Origin of the sequence: Sideroxyarcus emersonii, assembly GCF_021654335.1 — a bacterium.
Lineage (GTDB): Bacteria > Pseudomonadota > Gammaproteobacteria > Burkholderiales > Gallionellaceae > Sideroxyarcus > Sideroxyarcus emersonii.
On sequence record NZ_AP023423.1, the window covers coordinates 1729491 to 1756373 of the forward strand.

Consider the following 26883-nt stretch of genomic DNA (forward strand, 5'->3'; position numbering starts at 1 on the left):
TAAAGAAACATGCGTCGTTTTATTCTTATCCGTACGGAAGCCGACGCTCCATGCAAATTCCGCCGTGCCTTCCGTACCGCTCCCGGCCCTGCGCCGGACCGCCTGCAGGCCTCAGTCAATACCGTTGGCGCCATTCTACAGCGCATTTCCGCGCCCGCCCATATCGGCCACTGCGCCTGAATGAAGGCGTGAAGCATGCCAATCAAGGTAGAATGCGCGCCCCGATCCGAACGAGTTGGCAAAAATGGCGATCCAATGGTTTCCCGGCCATATGACCTCGGCGCGCAAGAAAGCCGCCGAAACCATGGCACGCATCGATGTGGTCATCGAGGTGCTGGACGCACGCGTGCCGGAAGCCGGGAGCAATCCGATGATCCGCGAGCTGCGCCTGCATCGTCAGCGCCCCTGCCTCAAGGTGCTGAACAAGACCGACCTTGCCGATCCGGCGGCAACACAGGCCTGGCTGGAGCACTACAACAAACAGGAAGGCGTGCATGCGGTCGCGCTTTCGTGCAAGAAAGCGGGCGACGCAGCGAAGATCCCCAAGCTGTGCCTGCCGCTCGCACCGCATCGCGGCACGCCGCTCAAGCCGTTGCGCATCATGATCATGGGCATCCCCAACGTGGGTAAATCCACGCTGATGAACACCCTGCTCAAGCGCCGCGCCGTCGCGGTCGGCGACGAGCCTGCCATCACCAAGAACCAGCAGAGTTTCGACCTGAACGACCATATCATCCTGATCGACACACCGGGCCTGATGTGGCCGAAAATCGCCTACGAAAGCGACGGACTGATGCTCGCCGCCAGCCACAGCATCGGCCGCAATGCCATCATCGACGAAGAGGTCGCCGCCTTCCTGGGCGACCTGCTGCTGGCGCGCTACCCGGATCTGCTCCGGCAGCGCTACAAGTTCCCGCTCGACAACATGGACGGCTACGCCCTCATCGAGGCCATCGCCAGGCTGCGCGGCTACCGCATCCGCGGCAAGGATCTCGACCTGGAAAAGGCAGCCATGACCTTGCTGCAGGACTACCGCACCGGCGCGCTCGGCCGCATCAGCCTGGAGACACCGGCGACCCGCGCCGAGATGCTGCGGACATCCGCCCCGCAGCCAGACATGGAAACTGCCGAGGATCAGTCCGGCTCGGACTGATTGCGCATGAAATCGGCCACCTTGATGAAGGCCGCCTTGAGTTCGTTGCGCAGCGCTTCCTCTTCCACCACTTCATCCAGCGCCTGCCCCATGCACAGCAGCCACTGATCGCGTTCCGACTTGCCGATGGAGAACGGCATATGGCGCATGCGCAGCGCCGGATGGCCGAACTTTTCCACGAACAGCGGCGGGCCGCCCATCCAGCCCGACAGGAACATGAACAGTTTGTCTTCGGCACCTTGCAGGCTCGGCTGGTGCATCTTGCGTATGCCGTACGCTTCCGGCAATTCGTCCATCAGGTGATAGAAGCGCTGCACCAGTTCCCGCACTTTTGCCTCGCCGCCGATACGCTCGTAATGCGAGCGCTTGTCATTGCTGATCTGCATCTTTCTACTCCGTAAAAAACCGCGAGCTCATCTCTTCCAGGCCCACGCTGTGCAACACTTCGTTCAAGCGCTCCGCCGCGCGCTTGCGCGGCAGGTCTTTGTAACTGGCGATGATCAGCTCGTTCTTCATCGAATGTTCCCAGCCCACCAGCTCCGTCACCGTCACCTGATAGCCATGCGCCTCCAGTTGCAGGCAGCGCAGCACATTGGTGAGATGGCTGCCGAATTCGCGCGTATGGATGGGATGCCGCCACAGCTCGGTCAGCGCATCCTTCGCCGACTGCCTGCCCTTGTTCTTGCGCAGCACTGCCGCCACCTCCGCCTGACAGCACGGTACCAGCACAATGAATTGCGCCTGCTTCTTCAGTGCAAAGTCGATCGCATCGTCGGTCGCAGTATCGCAGGCATGCAATGCAGTCACCACATCCACCCTGGTGGGCAGCTGGTTCGAAACGATGGATTCCGCCACCGACAGGTTCATGAACGACATGCCGCCGAAACCAAGCTGCCGGGCCAGTGCACGGGAATGCGTCACCAGCTCCTCGCGCGTCTCTATGCCGAAAATATGCGAAGCATCGTTCAGCGCCTTGAAGAACAAATCGTACAGGATGAATCCGAGATACGACTTGCCCGCTCCGTGATCCACCAGCGTAATGGTCCCGCGCGCCCGCTTCGCCTCCAGCAACAGGGGTTCGATGAACTGGTACAGGTGATAAACCTGCTTCAGCTTGCGGCGCGAGTCCTGGTTCATCCTGCCGTCGCGCGTCAGGATATGCAGCGCTTTCAGCAGTTCGATGGACTGGCCCGGACGGATCTCGCTCATTTCCTGTTTTTCGGTATTCTTGGCCATGCGGCATTATTCCCCATCCAGAGCGTTTCGTCGCAACCGTTTCGGCGACAGCGCGTCCAGCAACATTAACGGCAACGGCGCCACATGCCCGCACATCGCCGCGGCGACCACCTCCCCGGCGATCCCGGCAGTGAGCAGGCCACGCGTGCCGTGCGCCAGGCTGCAGTACAGTTGCGGCAGCACCTCGCCCGCCAGCGGCGTTGCGCCCGGCACGGAGCAGCGCACGCCGGCGCGGCCGCGCAGTCGGGCGGCATCCACCTGCCCCAGCGCCCGATACAGTGTCGGTACGTGTGCGGCCAGTTGGGCCAGGTTATCCGCATGATCCGCCTCGCGCACATCCACCGCCTCGTCATCGAAGGTGGTGGTGGCACCCGCCACGTGCCGGCCGGCCAGGGCCGGGGCGCAATAGCCTTCTGCGCATAGCACCGCCTTCAATTTCCCGCTCTCACTCGTTGCAGGCAGCTCGCTGATCTGTCCGCGCACCGCCTGCAGCGGGAAGTCCGCGAACTGGCTCAAATCCCTCGCCTGGTGGCTGCTGCACACCACCGCCTGTTCCGCCTCGACGACAAAGCCATCGCCGCTGGCGCGCCAGCCGCCGGCATGGGGCGTCAACGCAGTCACCTCACTGCCGAGATGCAGCGTGATGCGAGGATGATCCGCCAGACGGGCACACAGTTGCGGCGGCACCACCCAGCCGCCGCCCGGAAACCATAGCCCGCCATGCATCATCGGCAAGCCCGCCAACCCGGAAGCGGCCACCGCATCCACCACCTGCAGCAGATGGGCAGGCCACTCCAATGCCGACAGTCTGGCAATGCGCTTCGCCTCGGCGTCGGTGCTCGCAAGCTGCAGCAGTCCGCATTCGGCACGCACCACCCCGTCTGCCGGCAACACCTCATCAAGCAAGCCCAGCGCATGGCCATATCCCGCCAGCACCAGCCGATGCAACGGCGCCATGCCGGCAGCGAAACGCGCATGCAGAATGCCGCGCGGATTGCCCGATGCGGCACTGGCCAGCATGGGGGCACGATCGATCAGCGTAACCTCGACGCCGCGCTGCGCCATGGCATGGGCAGCCGCACACCCTGCCAGCCCGCCTCCGATCACCAGCGCCGAAGCCGGCGTGGTCCGGGCCTTCCCGGCGCCGGGCATACCGCCGCGCATCATCTCGCGCTTGCGCCCGAAGCCCGGTACCCGCTCCATCTTGTAACCTGCCTGCTGCAAGCCGCGCCGCACCCAGCCTGCGCTGGTATAGGTCGCCAATGTCGCACCGGCGCACGAGGCACGCGCAACGCCGGACAGTACCGCCTCGTTCCACATGTCCGGGTTCCTGGCCGGGGAGAAACCGTCGAGGAACCATGCGTCCACGCAGCCCGGCTGCAATTGCGGCAAGGCCTGCGCGGCATCCTCGATTGCCAGGGTCAGTCGCACCCGCCCGCCGGCAAAGCTCCAGCGGTTCCAGCCCGGCACGCGGCGATGCCAGCGCGCCAGCAACTGCTCGGCCTGCACCTGCAGTTCGGGCCACAACGCCAAAGCTGCGCGCAATTCGCCATCGTGCAGCGGGAATTTCTCGACGCTGAAGAAATCCAGGCTCGCTCCCTGCGCGGCGGTTTGCTCGAACAATTGCCAGGCGCAAAGGAAATTCAGTCCGGTGCCAAAGCCGGTCTCGCCTATGCAGAAATTCGCACCTGCGGGCAGCGCCGCAAAACGTTCCTCCAGCCCGTTGCCTTGCAGGAACACATGGCGGGTCTCCCCGAGGCCGGAATCGGCGGAAAAATAGACGTCACCGTAGCGTACCGAATAAGGCAGGCCATCCTTCCAATCGAGCATTGAGTCGTTCCCGCAAAAAGTTCCGGCGGGCATGGCCCGCCGGGATCGTCCAGACCGGAACCAGTCCGGCTTACTTCTTCGCGTCAGCTTCGCATTTCTTCATGAAGTTGTTCTTGGCAGCGCCGGCCAGTTTCTTTTCCGCAGCCTTGTCGGCGCAGGAAGGTGCGGCTGGCGCGGCAGCCGGAGCGGCGGCATTCGCCTCGCACTTCTTCATGAAACTGTTTTTGGCAGCGCCGGCCAGCTTCTTCTCGGCAGCCTGGGCTTCGCAAGCGGTTGGCGCCGGAGCGGATGCGGCAGCATCCTTCTCGCATTTGGTCATGAAACTGTTCTTGGCGGCACCCGCCAGTTTCTTCTCGGCGGCCTGATCCGCACAGGATGCGGCAAACGCTGTGTTGGCGAGGAACAACGAGGCAATGGCGACAACGATCAGATTACGCATATCTTTCTACTCTCCCGATGAAATTGAATGATCCCGATAACGAGCAGCTTCGTTACCCGCAGCGATTATACCGCCAGCCGACCTCCCGCAAGGCAGGCAAGCATATATCTCTATCTATATCTTTTCCGCTCCGGCTAGTCCGTTTGGCATATTGACCCTTGAATCGCGGAATGGATACTCCGTCTCCCGGCAACGACGACATCGATCATTGAACGCATCGCCACACCGGGGGACGTACCGTACATGAAATCGCTCTCGACAGGAGGTCATCATGGCTTCGGCAATCTTCATCATTGGAATCGGCATGGGGCTATTGCTGGTGTATGGCGCGGGGGTCTTTGTCATGACCCTGCATGCCGGCGAAAGCCCTGCATCGGCGGCAAGCCAGGCTTCCGCCTGGTGGGCCGCCTTTTCCATCTCGCACCTCTTTGGCTACCTGGCCATCACCCTGCGTTGATGCGCCCTCGCTGCATTTCCATCGTACATATCGAACAAAGGAGTTGATATGAACCTGATCACCAGAATACCCAGCATACGCCTCAAGTTGCTGCTGATCGCCGGCACGGGGACCGGCCTTTTGCTGTCTGCCGCCTTGTTCGGACTGTGGCTTTCATCGAACAGCCTGTATTTCTTCGAACACGACCTGCTCAAGAGTACCGCCGACGAGCGCGCGATCCTCAGCATGCAGACGGAGTTCAAGAAACAGGTGCAGGAATGGAAAGACCTGCTGTTGCGCGGCAGCGATCCCGCTGCGTTCGACAAGCACTGGGGGAATTTCGAGAGCCAGGAGCGCAAGGTGCAGGAGAGCGGGCGGGCCTTGCAAGCCAGCCTGACGGATGGCAAAGCCAGGGAGATGGTCGATCAGTTCCTGCTGGCCCATCAAACCATGGGAGCCAATTACCGCAAGGGATTGCAGGCATTCAGGGAGAGCGGATACGACAGCAGGGTCGGCGACAGGATGGTGAAGGGCATGGATCGCGCACCGACCGAATTATTGACCGGTGCAGCCAATCAGCTCAACGAACTGCGCCAGCAGGTCAGCGAGACCGTCATCGCACAGGGACACCGGGGCATCCACCTCAGCCTGTTCATCATCGCGGTGGTGATCGTGTTGACCACGGCCGCCTTCATCTGGATGGTCCATGTGGGGATCATCGCCCCGGCGCACAAGCTGGTTGAGGATATCTCCCACATCGCACAAGGCGATTTCTCGATCCCGGTAAAAAAATCCACCGACGATGAAATGGGCAAGATCGCCCATCACGTCGAACAATTGCGTCTCGATCTGGGGAAGATCATTGCCGAGATCAACCAGACCTGCACCAGGGTGGCAGAAGCCGCCTTGCAGCTTTCCAATGCGGCAATTCAGGCTTCGGCCAGTTCCCATAGCCAGCACGAAGCCACCTCTTCCACCGCCGCCGCCATGCAGCAGATGGCCGTCAGCATCTCATCCGTCGCCGACCATGCGGGCGAAGTGAAGAAAGTCTCCGAGCACAACCTGAAGCATGCCCAGAACGGCAACCAGAGCATGCTTGCCCTGAAAGCGGAGATCGGGGCCATCGAGCGTACCGTCGGCAACATCGCCGCCTCGATCGAGAGTTTCGTGCAGAGTACTCAGGCGATCACGGCGATGACCAGCCGGGTCAAAGGACTGGCCGACCAGACCAACCTGCTCGCTTTGAATGCAGCCATCGAAGCGGCTCGTGCCGGCGAACAGGGGCGCGGGTTCGCGGTGGTGGCGGACGAGGTGCGCAAGCTCGCCGAACAATCGGCCCAATCCGCCGAAGAGATCGACGCCATCACCAAAAACCTGTGCCAGCAATCGGAAGCCGCAGACAACGCCATCCGCAGCGGCCTGGAAGCCTTGCAGAACAGCAACGCTTGCCTGGAAACGGTCTTGTCCAGCCTGAATGCGACATCCCGTTCGGCCACTCAGGCAGCCAGCGGCGTACAGGGGATCGAGGCATCGGTAAGGGAGCAGCTCGTCGCCAGCGACGATATCGCCAGAAACGTCGAACAGATCGCCAAGATGACCGAGGAGCAGGACATCGTCGCGACCGAGACCGCCAGGTCAGCCAGCACGCTGCAGGAACTGGCTGCTGCGATGAAGACCACGATCGACCGTTTCAAAACGGTTGCCATGGCAGGCTGAACGTCCAGGCATGCAGGATGGCGGGTAAACGACCCAGTTATGCCTGCTTCGCCATGCGCCTCAGCCACTGTTCGCCCCAGCGATGCAGGCACAAACCTGACACGATGCTTGCCGTCCCCAGCCACACCTGCGGCGACACGGCTTCGTTATTCAATCCGTGCCCCAGCAGCAGAGCCATCACCGGCGTGATCAGCGTGATGAGCGCAATGCGGCCCGCCTCCATATGCTTGATCAGGTAATAGTACAGGGCGAAACCCAGCACCGAGCCAAACGTGCCAAGGTAGAGCGTCGCCGCCACGGCCCGTTCCGGTATTTCCGCGGGCACTTGCCCGTCGGCCAGCCACCAGGCTGCGAAAAACAACGGCAACGCCACCACCAATATTCCCAGCGTCATCGCCAGCGGCGGGCTGTCGTCGCCGATGCGCTTGAGCCACACCAGCCCCAGCGATTGCGACACCACCGCCAGGAACAGGGCGATCAGGCCGAGCGCAGAACCGGCGTGCAGATCCAGCCCGCCGCGGAACACCAGGAACAGGCCCAGCAGCCCCATCGCCATCCCGGCCAGCTTGCTCGCGGTGATCGCCTCTTCCTTCAGCCACATCATCGCCCCCAGGCTGGTGATCAGCGGGGATAGCCCGAACAGCACCGCGATCATGCCGGAACTGACGAATTGGGACGACCAGTAGGTCAGCACCATCGCGCCAAACATGCTCAGCCCTCCCGCCAGATAGGCCTGCAGCGCCTTGCGGTGCAAGGGCACCGGAACGCGCCAGGCGGCCAGCAGGACAGCGCACAGCAGCGCACCAACAGTCATGCGCATGAATACCGCGAAGCTGAAGCCCACTCCCACTGCGCTCCATTTGATGGCGAGCGGCGTGGTGGACCAGATCAGGATGACCGAAACGAATGCGGCTGGCAGCGACATGATGCTCTCCCGGGCTCGGTTCATACAGCTCCGTTCTCCCTGAGCCTGTCGAAGGGAAACGGCCAAAAAACAAAAAGGCCACAGAGATCTTCTGTGGCCTGATGAAAACTGCGAATACCAAACTGCCGCGTACTAGCTCTCCAGGCCACCCTGCGTGCGATGCCACGCCTTGCGCAGGAATGCGCACGGGCGGACTCGGACGTTGCGAATGGAATGCATGGAGTTCATGGGCCGGATTATGCGGGTGCCGACGGATCGCCGTCAACGTTCGTTTGCAACCACCACTCCAGCAAGGCGAGATGCCACAGCTTGCTGCCCTGGATGCGGGTGAGGTGCGCCTCCGGATCGGCCAGCAGCTTCGCCACGTAGTCGCGCCGGAACAGGCCGCGCCGGATGCAGGCTTCCGAATCCAGCAGCTCGCGCATCCGGCCCAGGAACTCTCCGCGCACGTATTTGAGCGCCGGCACCGGGAAATATCCCTTGGGCCGGTCGATCACGGCATCGGGGATGAGGCCGCGTGCGATCGCCTTGAGCGGGAACTTACCGCCCTCCTTGAGTTTCAGCGAGGGCGGCATACGCGCCGCCAGCTCGACCAGTTCATGGTCGAGGAAGGGCACGCGCGCCTCCAGCCCCCAGGCCATGGTCATGTTGTCCACACGCTTGACCGGATCGTCCACCATCAGCGCGGTCACATCCAGCCGCAACACTTCATCGAGGAACTCGTCCGCCTGCGGCAGCGCCAGCTCGCGCTCCACCCATTCGGCGGTCACGTCCGGCACGGCATAGTCATCCGTCACCATCGCCAGAAATTCGCTGTGGTCGCGGTCGAAATAATGCTGCGAGAAACGTGCCAGCGGCGTGCCGCTCGCCGCCTCCATGCGCGGATACCAGAAGTAGCCGCCGAACACCTCGTCCGCCCCCTGCCCCGCCAGCACCACCTTCACCTCTTCCGCCACCTTCTCGCCGAGCAGGTAGAACGCGGTCACGTCGTAACTCGGCATCGGCTCCGACATCTGCGCGATGGCCTCCGGCAGGCGTTTCAGCACTTCGCTGTTGGGCAAGGCGAACTTGTGGTGACGCGTGTTGAAATGCCCGGCGACCAGATCGGAATACTGGAATTCGTCCGCCAGCTCGCCCGCCACCTCCTCGAAGCCGATGGAAAAGGTATTCAGGTCATCCACATGATCGGCCAGCAATCCCACCAGCAGGCTCGAATCCAGCCCGCCTGAAAGCAGCACTCCCACCGGCACATCGGAAGCCAGGCGATGCCGCTCCACCGCACGGACCAGCACGGCGCGGGTAGCTGCCAGCCAGTCCTGCTCGGAAAGCGCCTGCTGCGGCCGCGTCGCTTCCAGCGACCAGTAGCGCTGCAGCTTGACCTCGCCCGATGCGCTGAACGTCATGGTGTGTGCTGGCGGAAGCTTCTTCACCCCGCGCAAGATGGTGCGCGGTGCAGGCACCACGCTGTGCAACGTGAAGTGGTGATGCAAGGCCACCGGATCGAGGCTCTTGTCCACTCCCCCGGCCGCAAGCAATGCCTGCAGCGTGGAGGCGAAGCGCAGGCGCACACCGTCCAGCGTGTAGTACAGCGGCTTGATGCCGAGACGGTCGCGCGCCATGAACAGCGTCTTGTCGCGCATGTCCCAGAGCGCGAACGCGAACATGCCGCTGAAACGCTGCACGCAACGCTCGCCCCAGGCGTGGTAAGACTTGAGTATCACTTCGGTGTCGCCTTCGGAGAAGAAGTCGTAGCCCATCTCCACCAATTCGGCGCGCAGCTCCTTGTAGTTGTAGATCGTACCGTTGAACACCAATGCCAGGCGCAGGTCGTCATCCACCATCGGCTGGTCGGCATGCGCGGAAAGATCGATGATCGACAGTCGGCGATGGCCGAATACCACCGCACCGCCATTGAAATGCCCCTCGTGATCCGGCCCGCGCCGCGCCAGTTTCGCCGTCATGCGCTTCAGCGCCTCCATATCGGGCGTCGATCGGTCGAAACGCAATTCACCACAAATGCCGCACATGCAGAACTCCAGTCGATTCGGATGCCGGATTATCGCCTACCCTCGGAGCATTTGGGCGAACCCTGTTAAAATCCGCGCAATGCACAGCCATCTTACCCCGCAGCACGAAAAGTATTTCCTGCTCACCCTCGCGGGCATCCAGTTCAGCCACATCCTCGATTTCATGATCATGATGCCGCTCGGTCCGGTCCTGATCAGGGAGTTCGGCATCGGCACGCACGAATTCGGCCTGCTGGTCGCCTCGTACAGTTTCAGCGCCGCCATCTCGGGCCTGCTCGGTGCCACGTTCGTCGACCGTTTCGAGCGCAAGCGCCTTTTGCTGGTGATGTTCGCCCTGTTCGGCCTGGCAACGCTGGCATGCGCCATCGCCCCTGGCTACCTCACCCTGCTGATCGCCCGCGGCCTGGCCGGCGCGTTCGGCGGCGTCATGGGAGCGCTGGTGCAGACCATGGTGGGCGACACCATCCCCTTCGCCCGCCGCGCCAAGGCCAGCGGCACGGTGTCGGCCGCCTTTTCCATCTCCACCGTTGCCGGAGTGCCGCTGTCGCTGTGGCTGGCCAACCACCTGCAGTGGCGCGCGCCGTTCGTGTTCATCGCGGCGCTGGTCATCCTGTTCATTTTCGTCGGCATGCGCGTGCTGCCCGAACTGCGCCATCACATCAGCGCCGAAAAGCGCGCGCATCCTTTCTCCGCGATGTTCGAGGTGCTGCGCGACACCAACCACCTGCGTGCGCTGCTCTTTTCTGCACTGATCATCTTTTCCGGCTTCACCGTGATCCCCTACATCACGGTCTATGCGGTAGGCAACGTCGGCATCGCGCTGCAGGAAATCCCGCTGGTCTACCTCGTCGGCGGCGGTGCGACCTTCTTCACCGCGCGCCTGATCGGGCACTGGGCCGATGTCCGCGGCAAGGTCAGGGTCTATCGTCTGCTGGCCTTTGCCGCATTGCTGCCGCTGCTGGTGGTGACACATATCGGCGCAGCCCCGCTGTGGCTGTGGCTCATCGCCACCACCGCCTTTTTCGTGCTGATATCGGGGCGCATGATCCCGGCGATGACCATCATCACGTCGGCGGCACAACCCAAACTGCGCGGCACCTTCATGTCGCTCAACGCCACGGTGCAGTCGCTGGCCATGGGACTCGCCACCACCCTGGCCGGCTTCATCATCACCCAGAACGGCGATGGCGCCATCGTGCATTACCAGTCGGTAGGTTATGTGGCGATGGCCGCCAACCTGCTGGCGATCTGGTTCGTTTCGCGCATCGTCATGCACGACCAGCACCCGAACCTGCCCGACGTCGCCCCGAAATAAGGACAGGCCATTTTCGTTTAGACTATCTGCGCGTTTTCCCTCCATCTCTACCCACAGGAGCTCATCATGTCCGGCACCCCCTTGAACCAGGCAGCATTCGACCAGTTGTTCCTCGATGCACATACCCACAACGCATGGCAGGACAAGCCGGTCGCGGACGAACTGCTGCATCGCCTCTACGACACCTTGCGCATGGCGCCCACCTCGATGAACTGCAGCCCGGCGCGCATCGTGTTCGTCAAATCGAAGGCGGCAAAGGAAAAACTCATGCCGGCCCTGATGGAAGGCAACCGCGCCAAGACCATGGCCGCGCCGGTCACCGCCATCATCGGCCACGACACCCGCTTTTACGACAACCTGCCCAAACTGTTCCCGCCCATCCCAGGTGCGCGCGACATGTTCGCCGGCAACGCCGCGCTGGCCGATATCACGGCCTTCCGCAACGGCACCCTGCAAGGCGCTTACCTGATCCTCGCCGCACGCGCACTGGGCCTGGATTGCGGCCCGATGTCGGGCTTCGACAATGCCGCCATCGACCAGCAGTTTTTCGCCGGCACGAACGTGAGATCCAATTTCATCTGCAACCTCGGCTATGGCGATCCCAAGGGCGTCTATCCGCGCAACGTGCGGCTGGAATTTGCCGAAGCCTGCAGCATCGCCTGAGCACGGCCGTCCGGCGATGAGCAAGCTCCCGCTCGACCGCGTCCTGCAATCGCAGGGCTTCGGCACACGCAAATGGTGCCGCGAACTGATCGAGGACGGCGACGTCGCCATCGGCGGGGAGACGATCACCGACAGTCGCGCCGTGGTCGAGACCGACGGCCTCGAGTTCAGCGTGTACGGCGAGCCATGGACGTATCGCGAACATGTGTACATCGCACTGAACAAGCCCGCCGGCTACGAATGTTCGCGCAAACCCAGCCATCACCCCGGCGTGCTTTCGCTGCTGCCGGAACAGTTCGCCTTGCGCGACGTGCAGCCGGTGGGGCGTCTCGATCACGACACCACCGGGCTGTTGCTGATGTCGGATGACGGCGCCTTCATCCATGCCCAGTCCTCGCCCAGGCGCCACATCCCCAAGGTCTACGTTGCCAGCACGCACGATCCGGTGACGCCGCAACTGGTCAGGCAACTGATGGACGGCGTGAAGCTGCACGACGAACCGGCGCCGCTGGCGGCGGTCGTCTGCGACATGCTGGATACGCACCGGCTGATGATCGTGCTGGAGCAGGGAAAATACCACCAGGTGAAGCGCATGCTGGCGGCAGCCGGCAACCACTGCACAACATTGTGCCGCATCCGGATCGGCCAGCTCGGGCTCGACGCGCTGGGATTGGCGGAGGGTGAGTGGTGCTACCTGGAAGGAAAGCAGCTGGACTTGCTGGCGGGCGAGCGAAACGACCGCGGTTAGTCGAAGGGAAAACCGATGATCGCCTTCATCACCCAGGTGTCGGTGGCATTCACGAAACCGCGACCGATACCGAAATTCACATCGAAGCCGCCCTTCTCCATATCGGCCACGGCATACAGCGTATGCCCGAACTGGTTGCCCGGCGGCAGGTGGCTCAACGAACCGTATGTCCCGTAATACTCGAACCCGCTGCGCACCCCGTCGCCCACGCTGCGTGTCAGCTTGAATGCGGGCTCGAAGTGCGGCTGACGGCTCACATTCGCTGCCAGCCCCATGTTCAGGATGGGATTGAAACTCACCAGCCATTTCGCATCGCGATAGCCGATGATCGGCCGGAGTTCCATCCCTGAGATGCTGTCGGAGGTGCGCAAGGTATCGCGGCCGACTTCCACGTTCAGGCCATAGAACATGTCGTCGTCGTGTTTGGGCGCGATATATTTCAGCCGCAAACGCAACGCGTTGAGGAAAGTGTAACCGCCCGGCGTGGTGGCCAGAGGCACGTACAGCCCTGCCTCCAGGGTGTCCGAGATGCCGTAGGAGAATTCGGGAGTGACCTGCGCCACGTGGTTCGTGACCATTTCCCCCGGATAGGCCGGGGTCTGCGTTCCCTTGAGGACGTAATTCAGGTGCTGCTCCAGGCCGAACTTGCCCGGAGCATTCATCTCGTCGGTGTAGACCTGTATCTCGTCCGGCGCCGCAAAGGCGGCAAATCCGCGCAACGCGCAGATCGCCAGCAACCCGAAACGCAGGTAGTTCCGCACCAACCGGTTAGACGCAACCGGTCGGCTTGGGCATGCCGCCGTATTTGGTGATCGGTTTCATCGGCCCGGTCATCCACAGGTCGAACACATCCTTCTGATCTTCCTCGATGTATTTGGCGAACTTGCGGATCGGCGGCACCGACGCGAACTCTTCGTAATATTCGCGTGCCTTCAGGATCTGCTGCCACTTCTTGTCATTCAGCTCAAAGCCGTCCGCCTCGGCCATCGCACGACCGATCTCTTCCGTCCAGTCGCTCATGTCGACAAGATAACCATCACCATCGCGTTGCGGGATTTGCATGATCTACACCTTTCAGCTTATGTAAGTGGCACGCATTAAACTATACCCGAGTATTTTAGGCAACTACTCCGAAGGGGGATGCGCAAGGAGTATAAACCAGCCCAAAATCGGGCTGCAAAAAACCGGCTCATGCGGACCGGCGCCATCCGCACTATGCCAGAACCCACGGATCGACAGATCAAATCTTCGTTAAAGACAACAGGGTTTATGCCGATAGCCACAGGACAAGGATCGCCCGCCGAGAAAGCGGGTCGCGATTCAGGCAGGCAGTCGCACCGACGGCCGCATATCAATTTCAGGGAATGGTAACCAGGAAGATGTCGATCAAAACAAAGATGCTGGCAACGGTGTTCTCGTCGCAACTCATCATCCTCATCCTGGCGATGAATCTGGGCTCCTCCATCGCGGGATGGTCTGCCGGCATCGGTGTCGCCCTGGTCTCGCTGGCGATCCTGGTGGCACTCATCCGGTCCAGCCTGCTGGCCCCGCTGGAAAAACTGCGTGGCGCCATCCAGACCGTCAAGATGGAGGGTAACCTCGCGCTGCGCCTGACCGGCTCGAACGGGGTGGCAGACGACACCGCCAGGACACTCAACGAACTGCTGGACAACTTCCAGAGCATCGTCGGCAAAGTGATGTTCAACTCCAGCCAGGTCGCCAGTTCCGCCCTGTCGCTGGAGAGCATGGTGGGGCAGCTGAGCGCGGGATCGCTGGCGCAACAGGATGCCGCCGAAGCCGCCGGCCAGGCCATCGAGGAGATGATAGGCAATGTGCAGAGCATCGCAGAGAACGCCAGGCGCGCTGCCGACAACGCCCGTGAATCGTGCCAGCTCTCCAGCAACGGCGCCAGGGTCGCCCAGAATGCCGCCGGCGAGATCGAACGCGTCGCGCAAGCCTTCGAGGATTCGGCCAGCTCGATCAACCAGCTGGGCGAACGCACCCAGCTGATCAACGGTATCGCCGCCGCGATCCACGACATCGCCGACCAGACCAACCTGCTCGCCCTCAACGCCGCCATCGAAGCCGCGCGTGCCGGCGAGTACGGCCGCGGATTCGCGGTCGTCGCGGACGAAGTGCGCAAGCTCGCCGAACGGACCTCCACCGCCACCAAAGAGATCTCGGCCATGATCGCCGGCATCCAGACGGAGACGGCCACGACCATCGGCAAGGTACAGTCCGGTACCGCGCTGGCTCAGGGGGGCGCGGCACTGGCGCGTCAGGCAGCGGATGCGCTGACCCAGATCAACCGCAGCTCCCAGTCGACGCTGGACGAGTCGACCTCCATCGCCGCGGCGATCACCGAGCAGACGGTAGCCAGCGAACTGGTGGGCAAGCAGATGCACCACATCCTGGCGCAGGCCGAGAGCAATGCCAGCGTAGTGGGAAAAATGCAGGAACAGGCCACCCATCTCGACCACCTGGCCGTGAACCTGAAAGAGCTGGACAATGTATTCAAGCTCGGCGATGCCGGGCTGAAGGGGCTGGAAACGCACGGCAAGGTACCCGCCGTGGTGCAAGCAGCGGCACGCGCCATCGGGGACACGCTGGAACGGGCGATCGCCGCGAAACGCATCAGCGAAGCGGATCTGTTCGACGACAACTACGAGCGCATCCCCGATGTGGAACCGCCCAAATACCATACGCGCTTCGACAAGCTGACCGACGAGCTGTTTCCCGCCATCCAGGAACCGCTGCTCCAGCAGCATCCTGAATTCGTGTATGCGGGCGCGGTCGACCGGAACGGATATTTCCCCACCCACAACAAGAAGTTCTCCGCCCCGATCACCGGCGATCTCAAGCAGGACACGCTGCATTCCCGTACCAAACGGATCTTCAGCGACCCGGTCGGCAAGCGTTGCGGCAGCCACAACCAGCCGTTCCTGATCCAGACCTACCGCCGCGACACCGGCGAGGTAGTGCACGACATCTCAGCCCCGATCTTCGTGTGTGGCAGGCAGTGGGGCGGCTTCCGCATCGGCTACAAGGCTTGAATCCCACGCAGGCCGCGGCTCTGCGCAAAATCCTCCGGCCCTTCCCCCCGGCAACGGGGCGAAAAAATCCAGCCAGTGCGCTGCATTCTTGGTAGTCTGCGCCCGTACATCCACTGCACATCGACAAGTCATCCCATGGCAATCAAGGCAACCATCTTCAAGGCCGATCTGCAAATCGCGGATATGGAGCGTCACTATTATCAGGATCACGCGCTGACCCTGGCCCGCCACCCTTCCGAAACCGATGAGCGACTTATGGTCCGCTTGCTGGCCTTTGCCCTGCATGCCCATGAGCACCTGGAGTTCGGTCAGGGCATGACCAACGACGAAGAGGCGGATATCTGGCTGAAGGATCTGACCGGGGCGATCAAGCTATGGATCGATGTCGGCATCCCCGATGAGAAGCTGATCCGCAAGGCGTGCGGCCGCGCGGATCAGGTGGTGGTATACAGCTATGGCGGGCGTGTGGCCGACATGTGGTTCGCGCAGAACAGCGCGCAATTCGAACGGCAGAAAAACCTTACCATCGTCAACCTGCCGACCGAAAGCACCCAGGCACTGACCAGGCTGGCGCAACGCACGATGCAATTGCAATGCACCATCCAGGATGGGCAGATATGGCTAAGCGATGGGCATACCAGCGTGCAGGTGGATCGAATGCCGCTCAAGACGGCGAGCGGCCGGAAATAGACCGGCCGCCCCGCTCGATCAGGCGGAAGCGGTTGCGAGCAGCTTCTGCAGTTCGCCCTGCTCGTACATCGACAGCATGATGTCCGAGCCGCCGATCAATTCGCCCTTGATGTACAGCTGCGGAAAGGTCGGGAAGTCGGCGTAGTATTTCAGGTTGTCGTACACCTCCTGGTCGGCCAGCACATTCACCGCGACATACTTCTCCACGCCACAGGCCTTGAGCACCTGCGCCGCCCGCCCCGAGAACCCGCACTGGGGGAACTGCGGTGTGCCTTTCATGTACAGCACGACGGGGTTCTCGGTAACGGTCTTCCTGATCTTTTCCAATGCGATTGCTTTTGCGTCCATCTCTCTCTCCAGAATGTTCAGGCCTGATTGGCCCATTGCTCGGGGGTAAAGGTTTTCATCGACAGGGCATGGATCTGCTCCATCCTGTCGCCCAGGGCGCGATAGACAAGCTGGTGCTGTTGCAGCATCCCCTTGCCCTCGAAAGCCTTGCTCACGATCACCGCCTCGAAATGGCGCCCGTCGCCATCGACATCGATGTATTCGCATTCCAGTCCCTGCTGGATATAGCTGCTGACATTTTCCGGTGTCACCATGGACAAAACTCCTGAGTCTTCGAAACCGCTAGTTTATCCTTGTTTGCCGCCGCTGCGATGGGACATGTGCCGCTTACCCCCTTATCCAGTAGGCCGATACGGCATCCTGCGTCACAGGATCGCATCCACCCGGCGCAGGCGGTCCGCAATCACGCGCATCACGTGCAGCGCGAAGTTCGGGGTCTGCTGGACCAGGAAATTGAAACGCCTGCGGTCCAGCGGCAGCAGCGTGCAATCGGTCATGGCGATCACCGTCGCCGTGCGGGTCACATCGTCGATCATCGCCATCTCGCCCACCATGGCTCCCGCCTCGGCAATCTCCACCAGCTTGCCGCGTACGAAGATGCTGGCCTGGCCCGACATCAGCACATACATCAGCTCGCCCTTTTCCCCCTCGTTGAACAAGGTCTGCCCCGCCTGCAGCGGTTGCAGGTCGGTCTCGTGACGAAACAACTCAGCCAGATTCATGTTGCCCCCTTCCGTTCCTGTCGATGGAATGATTCCAGTGCGGATTGTGCCGCAATATGCGCTTCACTTCGACCTCAAATCCATCCGCTCCACCCGGTAGCCGCGCTTCTCCATCAGCGCCGGCAAACCCGTCGGCCCGAACATGTGCAGGCTGCCCACCGCGGCGAACACCCGCTTCCCGCTGGCGTGCAAGCTGTCGATCCGTTCGGCCAGGTTCGGATTGCGCTCGTCGAGCAGGCGCCGCATCTCCTTGCGCTCGATCTCGGTGTTCAGGCAGTCGCACCACTCACTGTAACGCGCCAGCTCGTCGTAATCCGCATCCGCCCAGACCCTGGCGATACGCCGGAAGCCGGTCCGGGTACGGCCGCTCTCGATCTCCTCCAGTCCATCCTCGACGAACGCCACCGCATCCCGGGGATCCTGCATCTGCAGCGTCCGCAACTGGGCTTCCGGCGTCTCCAGCGACACCACGTTCTTCTTCGCACCGTGCCCTATCCCCGCCAGCACCGCATCGATGGCATAGGCCGCTTCCAGCCCTTCCCGGCGTCCCTCCACCAGGGTCAGCGCAGTGATCTGGAATTCGACTGGCAACCCGGCGATCTCGCCGTACGGGATGCAGGCCGCTGCGGCCTGCCGCTGCAAACGTTGCAACAGGGGTTTCGGCAATGCCGGGCTGCGCATCGACTTGATGCCCTTCGCCATGCGTTCCCGGATGTCCGGGTCCAGCATGTCGAGTTCCAGGGCCATCGTGTCGGTCGAGCGCAGGGCCTGCAGCACGCCCGGCCCGGGGAACATCCAGTCGAACGCCGCGACATGGATCGTCCCGTACAGATAGGAAGTATGGCCATCCCTGGTGATGCGCCACAGGAAGCCGTGGTCGCGTGCATCGCGCATCGCAGCCTGCATCATCTCGGGCGTGGGCTGCGCAGGAGCGGGCGGGCAAGCCCTCTCGTCCGCGGCGAAAAGCGCATGTGCAAAAACCGCCAGCCACACCAGAAGAGCGATACGAATCCGGTTCGGCATGGCCAGCACGGTCAATTGAGGCGGACCACCTGATTGCGGCCGTTCGCCTTGGCGGTGTAGAGCGCCGCATCGGCCTCCGCCAGGATGCCCTTCAACTCCCGCTCGGTGTCGGTCGAACAATACGAGACGCCGATACTCACCGTGACCGACAGATCGCCATACTCCGTGCCCAGCACAGCGGACGCGATGATCTCCCGCAGCGATTCGGCCAGCTTCATCGCGCCGTCGGCATCCGTATCCAGCGCCACCACGCAGAACTCCTCGCCGCCATAACGCCCCACCAGGTCGCCGCCGCGCAAGCGCCCCGCCAGCAGGCCCGCCACCTGGCGCAGGATCTCGTCGCCGGCCGGATGGCCGTGGGCATCGTTGATCCGCTTGAAGTGGTCCACATCGATCATCAGCAATGCCAGATGGCGGCTGTGGCGCAGGGACAATGCCCGTTCGGCATGCTCCATCAAGGCGCGCCGGTTCGGCACGCCGGTCAGGCTGTCGGTCATCGCCAGATGCATGACTTCGCGATCCGCACGCTCCTTCACCATCAGCAGGAAACCGATCGACCCCAGCAATGATGTCGCCATCAGGGCGACGAACGTGACGATCTGGACCCAGTGCGGGGTACCGCCGTTCTGCGGGACAGACAGGAGGGTTCCTCCCGTCAGGGCGACGCTGGCGCGCAGCGCCAGCACCAGCAAGAGCACGGCAAAACCGCCCAGCAGCAACCGCCACGCGCGGCCGGCACGCGTCGCCTGGTCGGACCACAGGGCCCGGGCGATCAGCACCATCTGCAAGGCGTAGACGCAGCCGCCCCAGATGAAACGGCTGCGTATGTCGTCGGGCAGAAGAGTCGCCACCAGCAGCGCCAGGACGATCGGCAGCCAATATTGCCAGTGCGGCAGCCTGCGCTGCTGGAACTCGCAGATGGCCGCCAGCATCAGCGCATAGCTGGCGGCGACAAACCCGTTGGCAACGATGATCGAAATGGCGTCCGGCAGGGTTCCGCGCATTGCGATCAGCACCCAGGCCAGCGTCTCCAGCAATATCGCGGCGGCCCATTTGCCGATGCCGTCGGGCCTGCCATCTCCCTTGGCGCTGGTCGCGGCCGCAAACAGGCTCAACACCATAATGGCATTGGTCAGGATCAGCGAAAACAGCAGGGTGCGCGCATCCAGATTCATGAAGTTACAAGACCATCGTTTCGAGCGGGAGCAACAGCCCGGAGCGGCTCCCATCTTTGTTCATCCTTGATACATTTTCGGTGCCCCTGCAGGAGGCACTGCCGGAGCAATCTTTCATGCCGGCCGCGTGGAACTACAGGGCCGGCACTCCGCTTGTCCCGTCGATCCGCTTCAGCGATGCATCATGTTGAGCTGCTTGGCGATCACATCGTGGTTCAGCCACAGCACCGGCCCGGCAGGATTGGACGCTTCGTGGAACATCAGCGGACCGGTTCCTTCCAGCACCAGCGCACTCAGCTTGTCGGTCACCAGCGCATCGCGGCTCTTGTGCATCTTGGTGATTTCTTCCGAAGTGCCAATCATGATATCGGCCAGCTCGGCCGAATTATCCATCGGCCACGCAGCGAAATCGCGGAACCGCTGCATCACGCTGCTGGCATTGTAGTCATCGATCTTCTGCAACAGGCTTTCCAGCGACTGCCCTTCCAGCAACACCTCGCGGCACGCCTGCCATTGCGCCTCCGCCCACGCCCCGCCCTGCTCCTTCTTCAGTGCCTTGAGCAGGGGGAACAGCGAAAGCTCGACGCCAACGAAGATATCCGACGAGTTGGTGCGGATCTCGGGACAATTGAATACCGTGGCCTTGATGCCCTGCTGCCACGCGGCTTCCGCGATGCGCTCCAGTCGCATCTTCGCCTTGCCCTGGGTGTAGCTGGTGTAGGTCTGCCACTGGTATCCGCCGTCGATCATGATCTCGGTACCGTGATAGCCATAGGCCGTGTAGCGCACCTGCCCGCCGGTCTTCTCCACGCGCGCGCGGATCGCCGCGCTGCCGTCGATCAGGTGCTGGAAAGTATTGGCGGTGACTTCGTCGAAGTTCATCAGGATCAGCTTGCCCAGATCGCTGTTGAGCAGCGCGCTGGAAGACAGGAAACGCTCGCCGCGCCCCTTGTAGATGCGGTTGGCGATGGCCAGGAACACCTTCACCTTGGGAATGCCGCCGGCCATGGTGTGGGCGAAGAACACATTGCTGCCGTCCGGTATCGACTTGTCCAGCTCTGCCATCACCTGCGCTACCGAATCCTTGAAACGCTTCACCCCCGCCGCGCGGCATTTCTCGATGTGCGCCCAGTCCAGCTTGTCGTCCTGCCAGCTCTTGAGCGTCATCTCGCCCAGCATGTCGGTCGGGGTCGGTTCGCCTGCGGGCGCATCCAGATCGAAACCCGCCATCAGCGGCACATTGATGATGCGGCCGCCCAGATTGGCTTCGGCGGTCGCCAGCTCCTCTGCATTCAGGGCACGCAGCGCATTGTTCTCATCGCGGCGTCCGACGGTCACGCCGACGATGGTCATGCCGGCCTTGCGCGCCTCGTTGACCAGGCCGTTGGCATAGCCGCGGCCGAACAGTTCGCCAAACAATACGAATACATCGCCTTTACGGAAAATGTTGGACTGCGGAACATCGCGTAGAGGAATGGGGGCTTTCATAAAATATGGACTCCGATTTAATGAATGTTGCAAAACGATATCTTTGTGCGTTCCTTCAGCAAGAACGCCATTGTACAGAACACCCGCGGATAAATTAGTTCACTTGGAAAAACTATTTCAGGCATGGACCGTTCCTGCATGCCGTGATTTTCCTTGATTTCACGGCGTCTTGCCGCACTCTTCACATTTAGCCCGGAAGCCGATTGCAATTGTCAGGAATATCTGGCAGCGCAGGCGGACGTGCCGCCGCCCCGCTCTGCTATCATCGCATCCATGCTCAACATCCAGAACCTGACCTACCTGCAAGGCGGCATCCCGCTGCTCCAGAACGTAAACCTGCAAGCCTTCGCCGACCAGCGCATCGGCCTCGTCGGCCAGAACGGCTGCGGCAAATCCACGCTGTTCCGCCTGATCCGCGGCGAGATCAAGCCGGACGGCGGCGAGATCGCCATGCAGTCCGGCAAGACCATCGCCTTCGTCGAGCAGGAGATCGCCAACTCCGACCTGCCCGCGCTGGAATTCGTGCTCGACGGCGATGCCGAACTGCGCCAGCTGGAAAAAATACTGGCGCGCGACAACCACGACGCCGCCTGGTTCGACGCGCAGCACCGCTACGAGGCCATCGACGGCTACGGCGCCAAGGCGCGCGCCGCGCAACTGCTGAACGGGCTGGGCTTCGCCAACGACACGCTGGAGCGCACCGTCGCCAGCTTCTCCGGCGGCTGGCGCATGCGCCTGAACCTGGCACGTGCGCTGATGCACCGCGCCGACCTGCTGCTGCTCGACGAGCCCACCAACCACCTCGACCTCGAAGCCATCCTGTGGCTCGAACAATACCTAGCGCGCTACCCCGGCAGCATCCTGCTGGTGTCGCACGACCGCGAGTTCCTCAACGCCTGCGTCAACCGCATCGCGCATGTGCACGACAAGACCATAGACACCTACACCGGCGACTACGACGACTTCGAGCGCGCCCGTGCCGAGCGCATCGCGCAACAGAATCAGGCGTTCGCAAAACAACAGGACAAGATCGCCCACCTGGAAGACTTCGTGCGCCGCTTCCGCGCCAAGGCCACCAAGGCCAAGCAGGCGCAGAGCCGCATCAAGGCACTGGACCGCATCACGCGCATCGCGCCGGTGCATGTCACCGACGGCCATTTCGAACTGGAGATCGAAGCGCCCGAACGCAGCCCGGACCTGCTGCTGCGGGCGGAGAAGATGGGTTTCGCCTATGGCGACAAGACGCTCTTCAAGAACATAGAACTGGTGCTGCGCGCCGGCGCGCGTATTGCGCTGCTCGGCCCCAACGGCGCGGGCAAATCCACGCTGATCAAGCTGCTGGTGGGCGAACTGCAGCCCACCACCGGCAAGCTCGAGTTCACGCCCGATATCCGCATCGGCTACTTCGCCCAGCACCAGCTGGAGAATCTCGACGGCAATGCCACGCCGCTGCAGCACATGGAAAAGATCGCGCCCAAGGAGACCATGCTCACGCTGCGCAGCTTCCTCGGCCGCTTCGGCCTGGCCGGCGACAGCGAAGACCGCCCGGTTGAGAGTTTTTCCGGCGGCGAGAAAAGCCGCCTCGCGCTCGCGCTGCTGGCCTGGCAGAAGCCGCACCTGCTGCTGCTCGACGAACCCACCAACCACCTCGACCTCGACATGCGCGACGCGCTCACCATCGCGCTGGAGGAATACACCGGCGCCGTGGTGATCGTCTCGCACGACCGCAGCCTGATCCGCGCCGTGGCCGACGAGCTGTGGCTGGTCGCCGATGGCGAAGCCAAGCTGTTCGACGGCGACCTGGAAGACTACAAGAGCTGGATCGAGAACCGCCGCCCGCGCGAAGCGGCCGCACAGCCGCAGGCGGAAAAACCGAAATCGCAGAACGCCCCCAGGCCCAACCGCAAGGCGCTGCAATCGAAACAGGGCAAGCTGGAGACCGCGCTGGCTACGGCGCAAGCGGAGCTCGCCGCCATCGACCGGCAGCTGGCCGACCCAGCCACCTATGCAAACCCGGACCGCGCGAAAGTGGACCAGTTGAATGCCGAACATGCGCGGCTGGCAGCGAAAGTGGCGGAGCTGGAGGAGAGCTGGCTGGAACTGGAGATGGCGCTGGAACAAGCCGGCTGAGCTGCTGCTGGCTATTCCGCCAGCAGCAGCACCGCAGCGACTGCGGTCGACTTGTCGATATCCAGCTGCACCTCGCAGTACTCGGTGTACTCGCTGTCGGTCGTGGGATCGCCCGCACAACTGCAGCCGCCAATCAGCCCCTCGTAGAATATCCCGGCCTTCACGCGGATCGCACCGCCCAGATCGGCCATGCCGAGGATCACCGCCGTGATCGGCGTGTCGGCCACGGAACTGCTGCACGACAGTCCCTGCTGCAACGGTAACTGCGCGGCCTGCCGCGCCAGTTCCTGTTTGAGCAATGCCTCGAATTCCGGCCTGCCCCAGGCAGGCAAGACGTTGTCGAGCTGGATCATGGAATGGCTCCCACGGAAGAGTCCGGCAAATTATGCCTCAATCCGGAAGCCGGGCTATCGCGCCGCCCGTGCAATTCCCATGCCGATACCTGGATCATGAAATCATTTTTAGACAGGAAACTTTGACCATTCCGGTCTATTCTAATCCGTGCGAACAAACCCACCGGGGCCTGTTCACGAGCTTCATGGTGTTTTCCTTCACGCTGTTTCGGGGAGATCGCAATGGATCCTTTACTGGGCGTCAACGCCTATGCACCTGTGTTCAATTACGGTTCGTACGGCGGTATCTCGTCGACCTATCCGGCATACCAGTTGCTGGCGTCCGAGCTGAGCCTGTCTACACCGGGATCGTTCAGCAACACCTCCACCCTCGTCGGGCTTTCCGGTCTGGGGCAAGTACTATCCGCCACGGCCACCTTTCAGGACCAATTGCACCCGCTGCTGCCCGGCGGCAGCGCGGGTGGCGGCAGCGACCTTGCCAGCCTGACCGCCGAGACACAAAGCTTCGTCGACGCCTACAACAACCTGCAAAGCGCCATCGCCAGCGTCAACAACACCGGCGACCTGCTGGGCGGCAACGTTCCGGGCGCATCCGGCCTGGTGCAGTCGCTCAACGCACAGGCGCAGGCCGGCTACAGCAATGGCGGCTCGGCACTGACCGATCTGTCGCAGCTCGGCATCACGTTCCAGCCTTCCCTGCTTGCCGGCGGGGGCGGCAGCCTGAGCGTCGACCAGAACACCCTGCTGTCGGCCTTCAACACCGATGCGGCAGGCGCCTTCACGCTGCTATCCCAGGCCGCGAGTGCCTTCAACGACCTGGCGAGCAGCTTCATCGCCCAGTCGAGCAGCCAGTATTCTTCGCTGTCCGCGCTGATGTCCACCGGCAATACCTCGATCACCGGCCTCCTCACCAACAGTTTCCTGCCGCCGCAATTGAACCTCGACAGCCTGCTGTCCACCGCCTCGCAGTCGGGCAGCACGAACCTGCAGCTGGTATTCCAGGCCCTGAACGAATACACGATGGTGTCGGCGCTGTTCGGCTGACAGCGCGAAGACCGGCTGCGGATAGCGGATTGGATGCGCGGCGTTGCGGAATCGCCGCAGTGACGAGATCAGCCCTTGGCCAACCCCTGCAGTACCGCCTTCAACAACTGCCAGCAGCGCGCGACGGAAGCGATCTCCACCCGTTCGCCGGGGGCGTGCGCACCGCGGATGTCCGGACCGAAGGAGATCATATCCAGATGCGGATGGCTGGCCGCCAGCAGGCCGCACTCCAGGCCGGCATGGATCACCTGCAGGCTGGCGGGACGGCCGAACTCGGCGGTATAAACCTGCTGACACAACGCCAGCAGGCTGGACGACGGATTCGGCATCCAGCCCGGATAGGCGCCGTCCTTCCACGCGCGCAGCGCATAACTGACCGCATGCAGGATCAGCTTGTCGGCCAGCGCATCGGCACGTTCGTCGTGCAACGAGCGCACCTTGAAAGTGGCGCGGAACTGCCCCTGCGCCAGGCTCATCACACCGAGGTTGTTCGAGGTATCCACCACGCTGGGGAAATCGTCGCTCATGCGCGCGACACCGTTCTCGGCACTGTCGAGAAAACCGAGCAGGTTGTCGCGATCCGCGCGCGCAATCGCCCTGAAAGCATCCGCTTGCCCGGCTGCGGTCGCCGCAGGAACGGGTTTGCATGCCAGCGCAATGTTGTCCTCGCTCTCGGCGAACCATTCCTGCCACACCTCGCGTTCGTCCTTCACCCAAGCCTCCAGCAGCGCGGTATCGGCCGCGGGCACGGCGAACACCGCATAAGCTTCGCGCGGGATGGCGTTGCGCGCAGTGCCGCCGCCCATCTCCACCAGGTGCAGGTCGAAAGGCTCCGACAGGTCGTGCAGCGCGTCCGCCAGCAGCTTGATCGCATTGCCGCGCCCGCGATGAATGTCGATGCCGGAATGGCCGCCGCGCAATCCGCTCACTTCCATCCGCCACAACACATAGCCGGACGGCAGCGCCTCCAGCACGCACGGATGACTCACTTCCACATCCACGCCGCCCGCACAGCCCAGATAGAAATGCCCCCACTCCTCGGTGTCCAGATTGAGCAAGCGCCTGCCGTGCAAGGTGCCGGGCAGCAGCCCGCGTGCGCCGTCCATGCCGGACTCCTCGTTCACGGTGAGCAGCACTTCCAGCGGCGGATGAACCAGGCCGGACTCTTCCAGCGCCGCCAGCGCCAGCGCCACGCCGATGCCGTTGTCCGCCCCCAGTGTGGTGTCCTCCGCGATCACCCAGCCGTTGCGCACCTGCGGCTTGATCGGGTCGCGTTCGAAATCATGCACCGTGCCCGCATTGGCCTGGCACACCATGTCGAGGTGGCCCTGCAGGATCACGCCGGGGGATGTTTCGCAGCCGGGGCTCGCCGGCTTCTTCAGGATCAGGTTACCCGCATCGTCGACGAGGGATTTGATGCCGCGGGCATGCGCCCATTCGATCAGGTACTGGCGCAGCGCTCCTTCATGCAGCGAGGGCCGCGGGATCGCGCACAACGCGGCGAAATGCGCCCAAACAGTATGTGGTTGCAGGTTAGCCAGAACATCAGTCATCGCCATAACGGAACACCAAATTAAAAACGCATCGCACTCTATACTGACTGGCGCAGTTCTTTCAACTCTGTCAGACACAGATGGATGAACGCCAGTGCGACATAAACCGGCGAGAACAGGTTGAGCACCGGCACGAACTGCAGCAGGGCCACGATCAGGCCGAGCAGGTAAAGCTTCATCGAGGCACGTTCCATGACCTGCGCATATTCTTCCTTGCTGGCATGCTCGGCCAGCGCGTCATAGCGGAACAGCCGCTGGTTCAGGTAGGCCATCAGCACCAGCGGCAACAGCAGCGCGAGCGGCGAGAACAGCCACAGCGGCAGGCTCAGCACCCAGCCCGCGCAATACACGGCGATGGCGACCAGCGCGTTGGCGATGCTGCCGGCATTGGTACCGCCCTGCTTGCGCTCCAGCCGCGGGTAATACTTCCCGGCGACATGGTTCACCATCATCGGCATCGCGAAGATCGCCGTGATCAACAGCGCGGTGACATAGATCGACGGCAGCAGCAGCAACAGCAGGATGATCACGATCAGGTAATGCGATGCGACAGCGAAGTAACCCTGCGCCATCCATTGTTCCAGCGGCGTGGCCTGCATCATGCCGGTCATGTCGTTGACCCAATTGCTCCAGAACAACATCGCCGCTCCCGCCCACAGTACGATGGCCACCAGCATGGGCCACAGCACCAGCGACAGCATCCTGGGATGGAACAGGGTCTTGAGTGCCTGGATGAGTGCGAAAAGAACGTTATTCATGTGGATGGGTAAAGTAAATACGGTGTCCCGGAAAATTCGTGTCGTCCAGATCGCGGCG

27 protein-coding genes are annotated in these 26883 nt (G+C 62.5%); 10 read left to right on the top strand and 17 right to left on the bottom strand.

Annotation, left to right across the window (positions count from 1 at the left end):
- The first annotated feature begins 244 nt into the window (after window positions 1–244).
- Window positions 245–1153: a ribosome biogenesis GTPase YlqF gene (ylqF, locus tag L6418_RS08400; RefSeq protein WP_237246475.1), complete on the top strand. Its 909-nt coding sequence runs from the start codon at window positions 245–247 to the stop codon at window positions 1151–1153.
- Here the strand turns inward: ylqF and L6418_RS08405 are convergent.
- The 4 genes from L6418_RS08405 to L6418_RS08420 all read right to left on the bottom strand — a co-directional run bounded on the left by L6418_RS08405 (window position 1135) and on the right by L6418_RS08420 (window position 4658).
- Window positions 1135–1539 carry a group II truncated hemoglobin gene (locus L6418_RS08405; RefSeq protein ID WP_237246476.1) on the bottom strand — a complete coding sequence of 135 codons (405 nt, stop codon included), beginning with the start codon at window positions 1537–1539 and terminating at the stop codon, window positions 1135–1137. The genes ylqF and L6418_RS08405 overlap by 19 nt on opposite strands.
- Before the next feature lie 4 nt (window positions 1540–1543).
- Window positions 1544–2389 carry an SAM-dependent methyltransferase gene (locus tag L6418_RS08410; protein WP_237246477.1) on the bottom strand — a complete coding sequence of 282 codons (846 nt, stop codon included), beginning with the start codon at window positions 2387–2389 and terminating at the stop codon, window positions 1544–1546.
- A 6-nt stretch (window positions 2390–2395) separates the two neighbouring features.
- On the bottom strand, window positions 2396–4219 hold the full coding sequence (gene mnmC, locus L6418_RS08415; RefSeq protein ID WP_237246478.1) for a bifunctional tRNA (5-methylaminomethyl-2-thiouridine)(34)-methyltransferase MnmD/FAD-dependent 5-carboxymethylaminomethyl-2-thiouridine(34) oxidoreductase MnmC: 1824 nt from the start codon (window positions 4217–4219) through the stop codon (window positions 2396–2398).
- A 70-nt stretch (window positions 4220–4289) separates the two neighbouring features.
- A complete protein-coding gene (locus L6418_RS08420) occupies window positions 4290–4658 on the bottom strand; it encodes a hypothetical protein (protein ID WP_237246479.1) in 369 nt (122 codons plus the stop codon).
- Between the two features lie 271 nt (window positions 4659–4929).
- Between L6418_RS08420 and L6418_RS08425 the strand changes: the two genes are divergently transcribed.
- On the top strand, window positions 4930–5115 hold the full coding sequence (locus tag L6418_RS08425) for a hypothetical protein (RefSeq protein WP_237246480.1): 186 nt from the start codon (window positions 4930–4932) through the stop codon (window positions 5113–5115).
- Between the two features lie 48 nt (window positions 5116–5163).
- Window positions 5164–6810 (top strand): methyl-accepting chemotaxis protein, encoded by a 1647-nt coding sequence (locus L6418_RS08430; RefSeq protein ID WP_237246481.1) that lies wholly within the window; start codon window positions 5164–5166, stop codon window positions 6808–6810.
- A gap of 37 nt (window positions 6811–6847) precedes the next feature.
- Here L6418_RS08430 and L6418_RS08435 read toward each other — a convergent pair whose 3' ends face one another.
- Together L6418_RS08435 and L6418_RS08440 are read right to left on the bottom strand one after the other, a co-directional pair.
- On the bottom strand, window positions 6848–7735 hold the full coding sequence (locus L6418_RS08435; RefSeq protein ID WP_237246482.1) for a DMT family transporter: 888 nt from the start codon (window positions 7733–7735) through the stop codon (window positions 6848–6850).
- A gap of 236 nt (window positions 7736–7971) precedes the next feature.
- Window positions 7972–9762, bottom strand: a complete 1791-nt coding sequence (locus tag L6418_RS08440; protein WP_237246483.1) for an N-acetylglutaminylglutamine amidotransferase — start codon at window positions 9760–9762, stop codon at window positions 7972–7974.
- 79 nt (window positions 9763–9841) lie between these two features.
- On the opposite strand from L6418_RS08440, the gene L6418_RS08445 reads away from it, so the two are divergent.
- The 3 genes from L6418_RS08445 to L6418_RS08455 all read left to right on the top strand — a co-directional run bounded on the left by L6418_RS08445 (window position 9842) and on the right by L6418_RS08455 (window position 12488).
- Window positions 9842–11077 carry an MFS transporter gene (locus tag L6418_RS08445; protein WP_237246484.1) on the top strand — a complete coding sequence of 412 codons (1236 nt, stop codon included), beginning with the start codon at window positions 9842–9844 and terminating at the stop codon, window positions 11075–11077.
- 66 nt (window positions 11078–11143) lie between these two features.
- Window positions 11144–11740: a malonic semialdehyde reductase gene (locus tag L6418_RS08450; protein WP_237246485.1), complete on the top strand. Its 597-nt coding sequence runs from the start codon at window positions 11144–11146 to the stop codon at window positions 11738–11740.
- A 16-nt stretch (window positions 11741–11756) separates the two neighbouring features.
- Window positions 11757–12488, top strand: coding sequence for a pseudouridine synthase (locus L6418_RS08455; protein WP_237246486.1), 732 nt, complete (start codon window positions 11757–11759; stop codon window positions 12486–12488).
- Here L6418_RS08455 and L6418_RS08460 read toward each other — a convergent pair.
- Both L6418_RS08460 and L6418_RS08465 read right to left on the bottom strand, forming a co-directional pair.
- Window positions 12485–13249 (bottom strand): hypothetical protein, encoded by a 765-nt coding sequence (locus tag L6418_RS08460; protein ID WP_237246487.1) that lies wholly within the window; start codon window positions 13247–13249, stop codon window positions 12485–12487. The two genes, L6418_RS08455 and L6418_RS08460, sit on opposite strands and share 4 nt — an antisense overlap.
- A gap of 7 nt (window positions 13250–13256) precedes the next feature.
- Window positions 13257–13550: a TusE/DsrC/DsvC family sulfur relay protein gene (locus tag L6418_RS08465; protein ID WP_237246488.1), complete on the bottom strand. Its 294-nt coding sequence runs from the start codon at window positions 13548–13550 to the stop codon at window positions 13257–13259.
- A gap of 317 nt (window positions 13551–13867) precedes the next feature.
- Here L6418_RS08465 and L6418_RS08470 point away from each other — a divergent pair, with 317 nt between their 5' ends.
- Both L6418_RS08470 and L6418_RS08475 read left to right on the top strand, forming a co-directional pair.
- Entirely contained in the window at window positions 13868–15541 is a 1674-nt protein-coding gene (locus L6418_RS08470; protein WP_237246489.1) for a methyl-accepting chemotaxis protein, read from the top strand.
- Between the two features lie 135 nt (window positions 15542–15676).
- The gene (locus L6418_RS08475) at window positions 15677–16231 is read left to right on the top strand and encodes a YaeQ family protein (protein WP_237246490.1); all 555 of its coding nucleotides are present in this window, start codon (window positions 15677–15679) and stop codon (window positions 16229–16231) included.
- Between the two features lie 18 nt (window positions 16232–16249).
- On the opposite strand, the gene grxD is transcribed toward L6418_RS08475, so the two are convergent.
- The 6 genes from grxD to L6418_RS08505 form a co-directional block, all read right to left on the bottom strand.
- The gene (gene grxD / locus L6418_RS08480) at window positions 16250–16579 is read right to left on the bottom strand and encodes a Grx4 family monothiol glutaredoxin (RefSeq protein WP_237246491.1); all 330 of its coding nucleotides are present in this window, start codon (window positions 16577–16579) and stop codon (window positions 16250–16252) included.
- Window positions 16580–16596: 17 nt separating this feature from the next.
- Complete coding sequence (locus L6418_RS08485; RefSeq protein WP_237246492.1) at window positions 16597–16833, bottom strand: BolA family protein; 237 nt, start codon at window positions 16831–16833, stop codon at window positions 16597–16599.
- Window positions 16834–16944: 111 nt separating this feature from the next.
- The gene (locus L6418_RS08490; protein WP_237246493.1) at window positions 16945–17301 is read right to left on the bottom strand and encodes a cyclic nucleotide-binding domain-containing protein; all 357 of its coding nucleotides are present in this window, start codon (window positions 17299–17301) and stop codon (window positions 16945–16947) included.
- Between the two features lie 63 nt (window positions 17302–17364).
- Window positions 17365–18324 carry a TraB/GumN family protein gene (locus L6418_RS08495; protein WP_237246494.1) on the bottom strand — a complete coding sequence of 320 codons (960 nt, stop codon included), beginning with the start codon at window positions 18322–18324 and terminating at the stop codon, window positions 17365–17367.
- Window positions 18325–18335: 11 nt separating this feature from the next.
- Window positions 18336–19499 (bottom strand): diguanylate cyclase, encoded by a 1164-nt coding sequence (locus L6418_RS08500; protein ID WP_237246495.1) that lies wholly within the window; start codon window positions 19497–19499, stop codon window positions 18336–18338.
- Window positions 19500–19670: 171 nt separating this feature from the next.
- On the bottom strand, window positions 19671–20987 hold the full coding sequence (locus L6418_RS08505) for an enoyl-acyl carrier protein reductase FabMG (RefSeq protein ID WP_237246496.1): 1317 nt from the start codon (window positions 20985–20987) through the stop codon (window positions 19671–19673).
- A gap of 273 nt (window positions 20988–21260) precedes the next feature.
- Between L6418_RS08505 and L6418_RS08510 the strand changes: the two genes are divergently transcribed.
- Window positions 21261–23117, top strand: coding sequence for an ABC-F family ATP-binding cassette domain-containing protein (locus L6418_RS08510; RefSeq protein ID WP_237246497.1), 1857 nt, complete (start codon window positions 21261–21263; stop codon window positions 23115–23117).
- A gap of 11 nt (window positions 23118–23128) precedes the next feature.
- Here L6418_RS08510 and L6418_RS08515 read toward each other — a convergent pair whose 3' ends face one another.
- Entirely contained in the window at window positions 23129–23470 is a 342-nt protein-coding gene (locus tag L6418_RS08515) for a hypothetical protein (protein WP_237246498.1), read from the bottom strand.
- 222 nt (window positions 23471–23692) lie between these two features.
- Between L6418_RS08515 and fliD the strand changes: the two genes are divergently transcribed.
- Window positions 23693–24514 (top strand): flagellar filament capping protein FliD, encoded by an 822-nt coding sequence (gene fliD / locus L6418_RS08520; RefSeq protein ID WP_237246499.1) that lies wholly within the window; start codon window positions 23693–23695, stop codon window positions 24512–24514.
- A 68-nt stretch (window positions 24515–24582) separates the two neighbouring features.
- Here fliD and L6418_RS08525 read toward each other — a convergent pair whose 3' ends face one another.
- Together L6418_RS08525 and L6418_RS08530 are read right to left on the bottom strand one after the other, a co-directional pair.
- Window positions 24583–26073 (bottom strand): aminoacyl-histidine dipeptidase, encoded by a 1491-nt coding sequence (locus tag L6418_RS08525; RefSeq protein WP_237246500.1) that lies wholly within the window; start codon window positions 26071–26073, stop codon window positions 24583–24585.
- A gap of 32 nt (window positions 26074–26105) precedes the next feature.
- The gene (locus L6418_RS08530; RefSeq protein ID WP_237246501.1) at window positions 26106–26825 is read right to left on the bottom strand and encodes an EI24 domain-containing protein; all 720 of its coding nucleotides are present in this window, start codon (window positions 26823–26825) and stop codon (window positions 26106–26108) included.
- Window positions 26826–26883 lie beyond the last annotated feature (58 nt).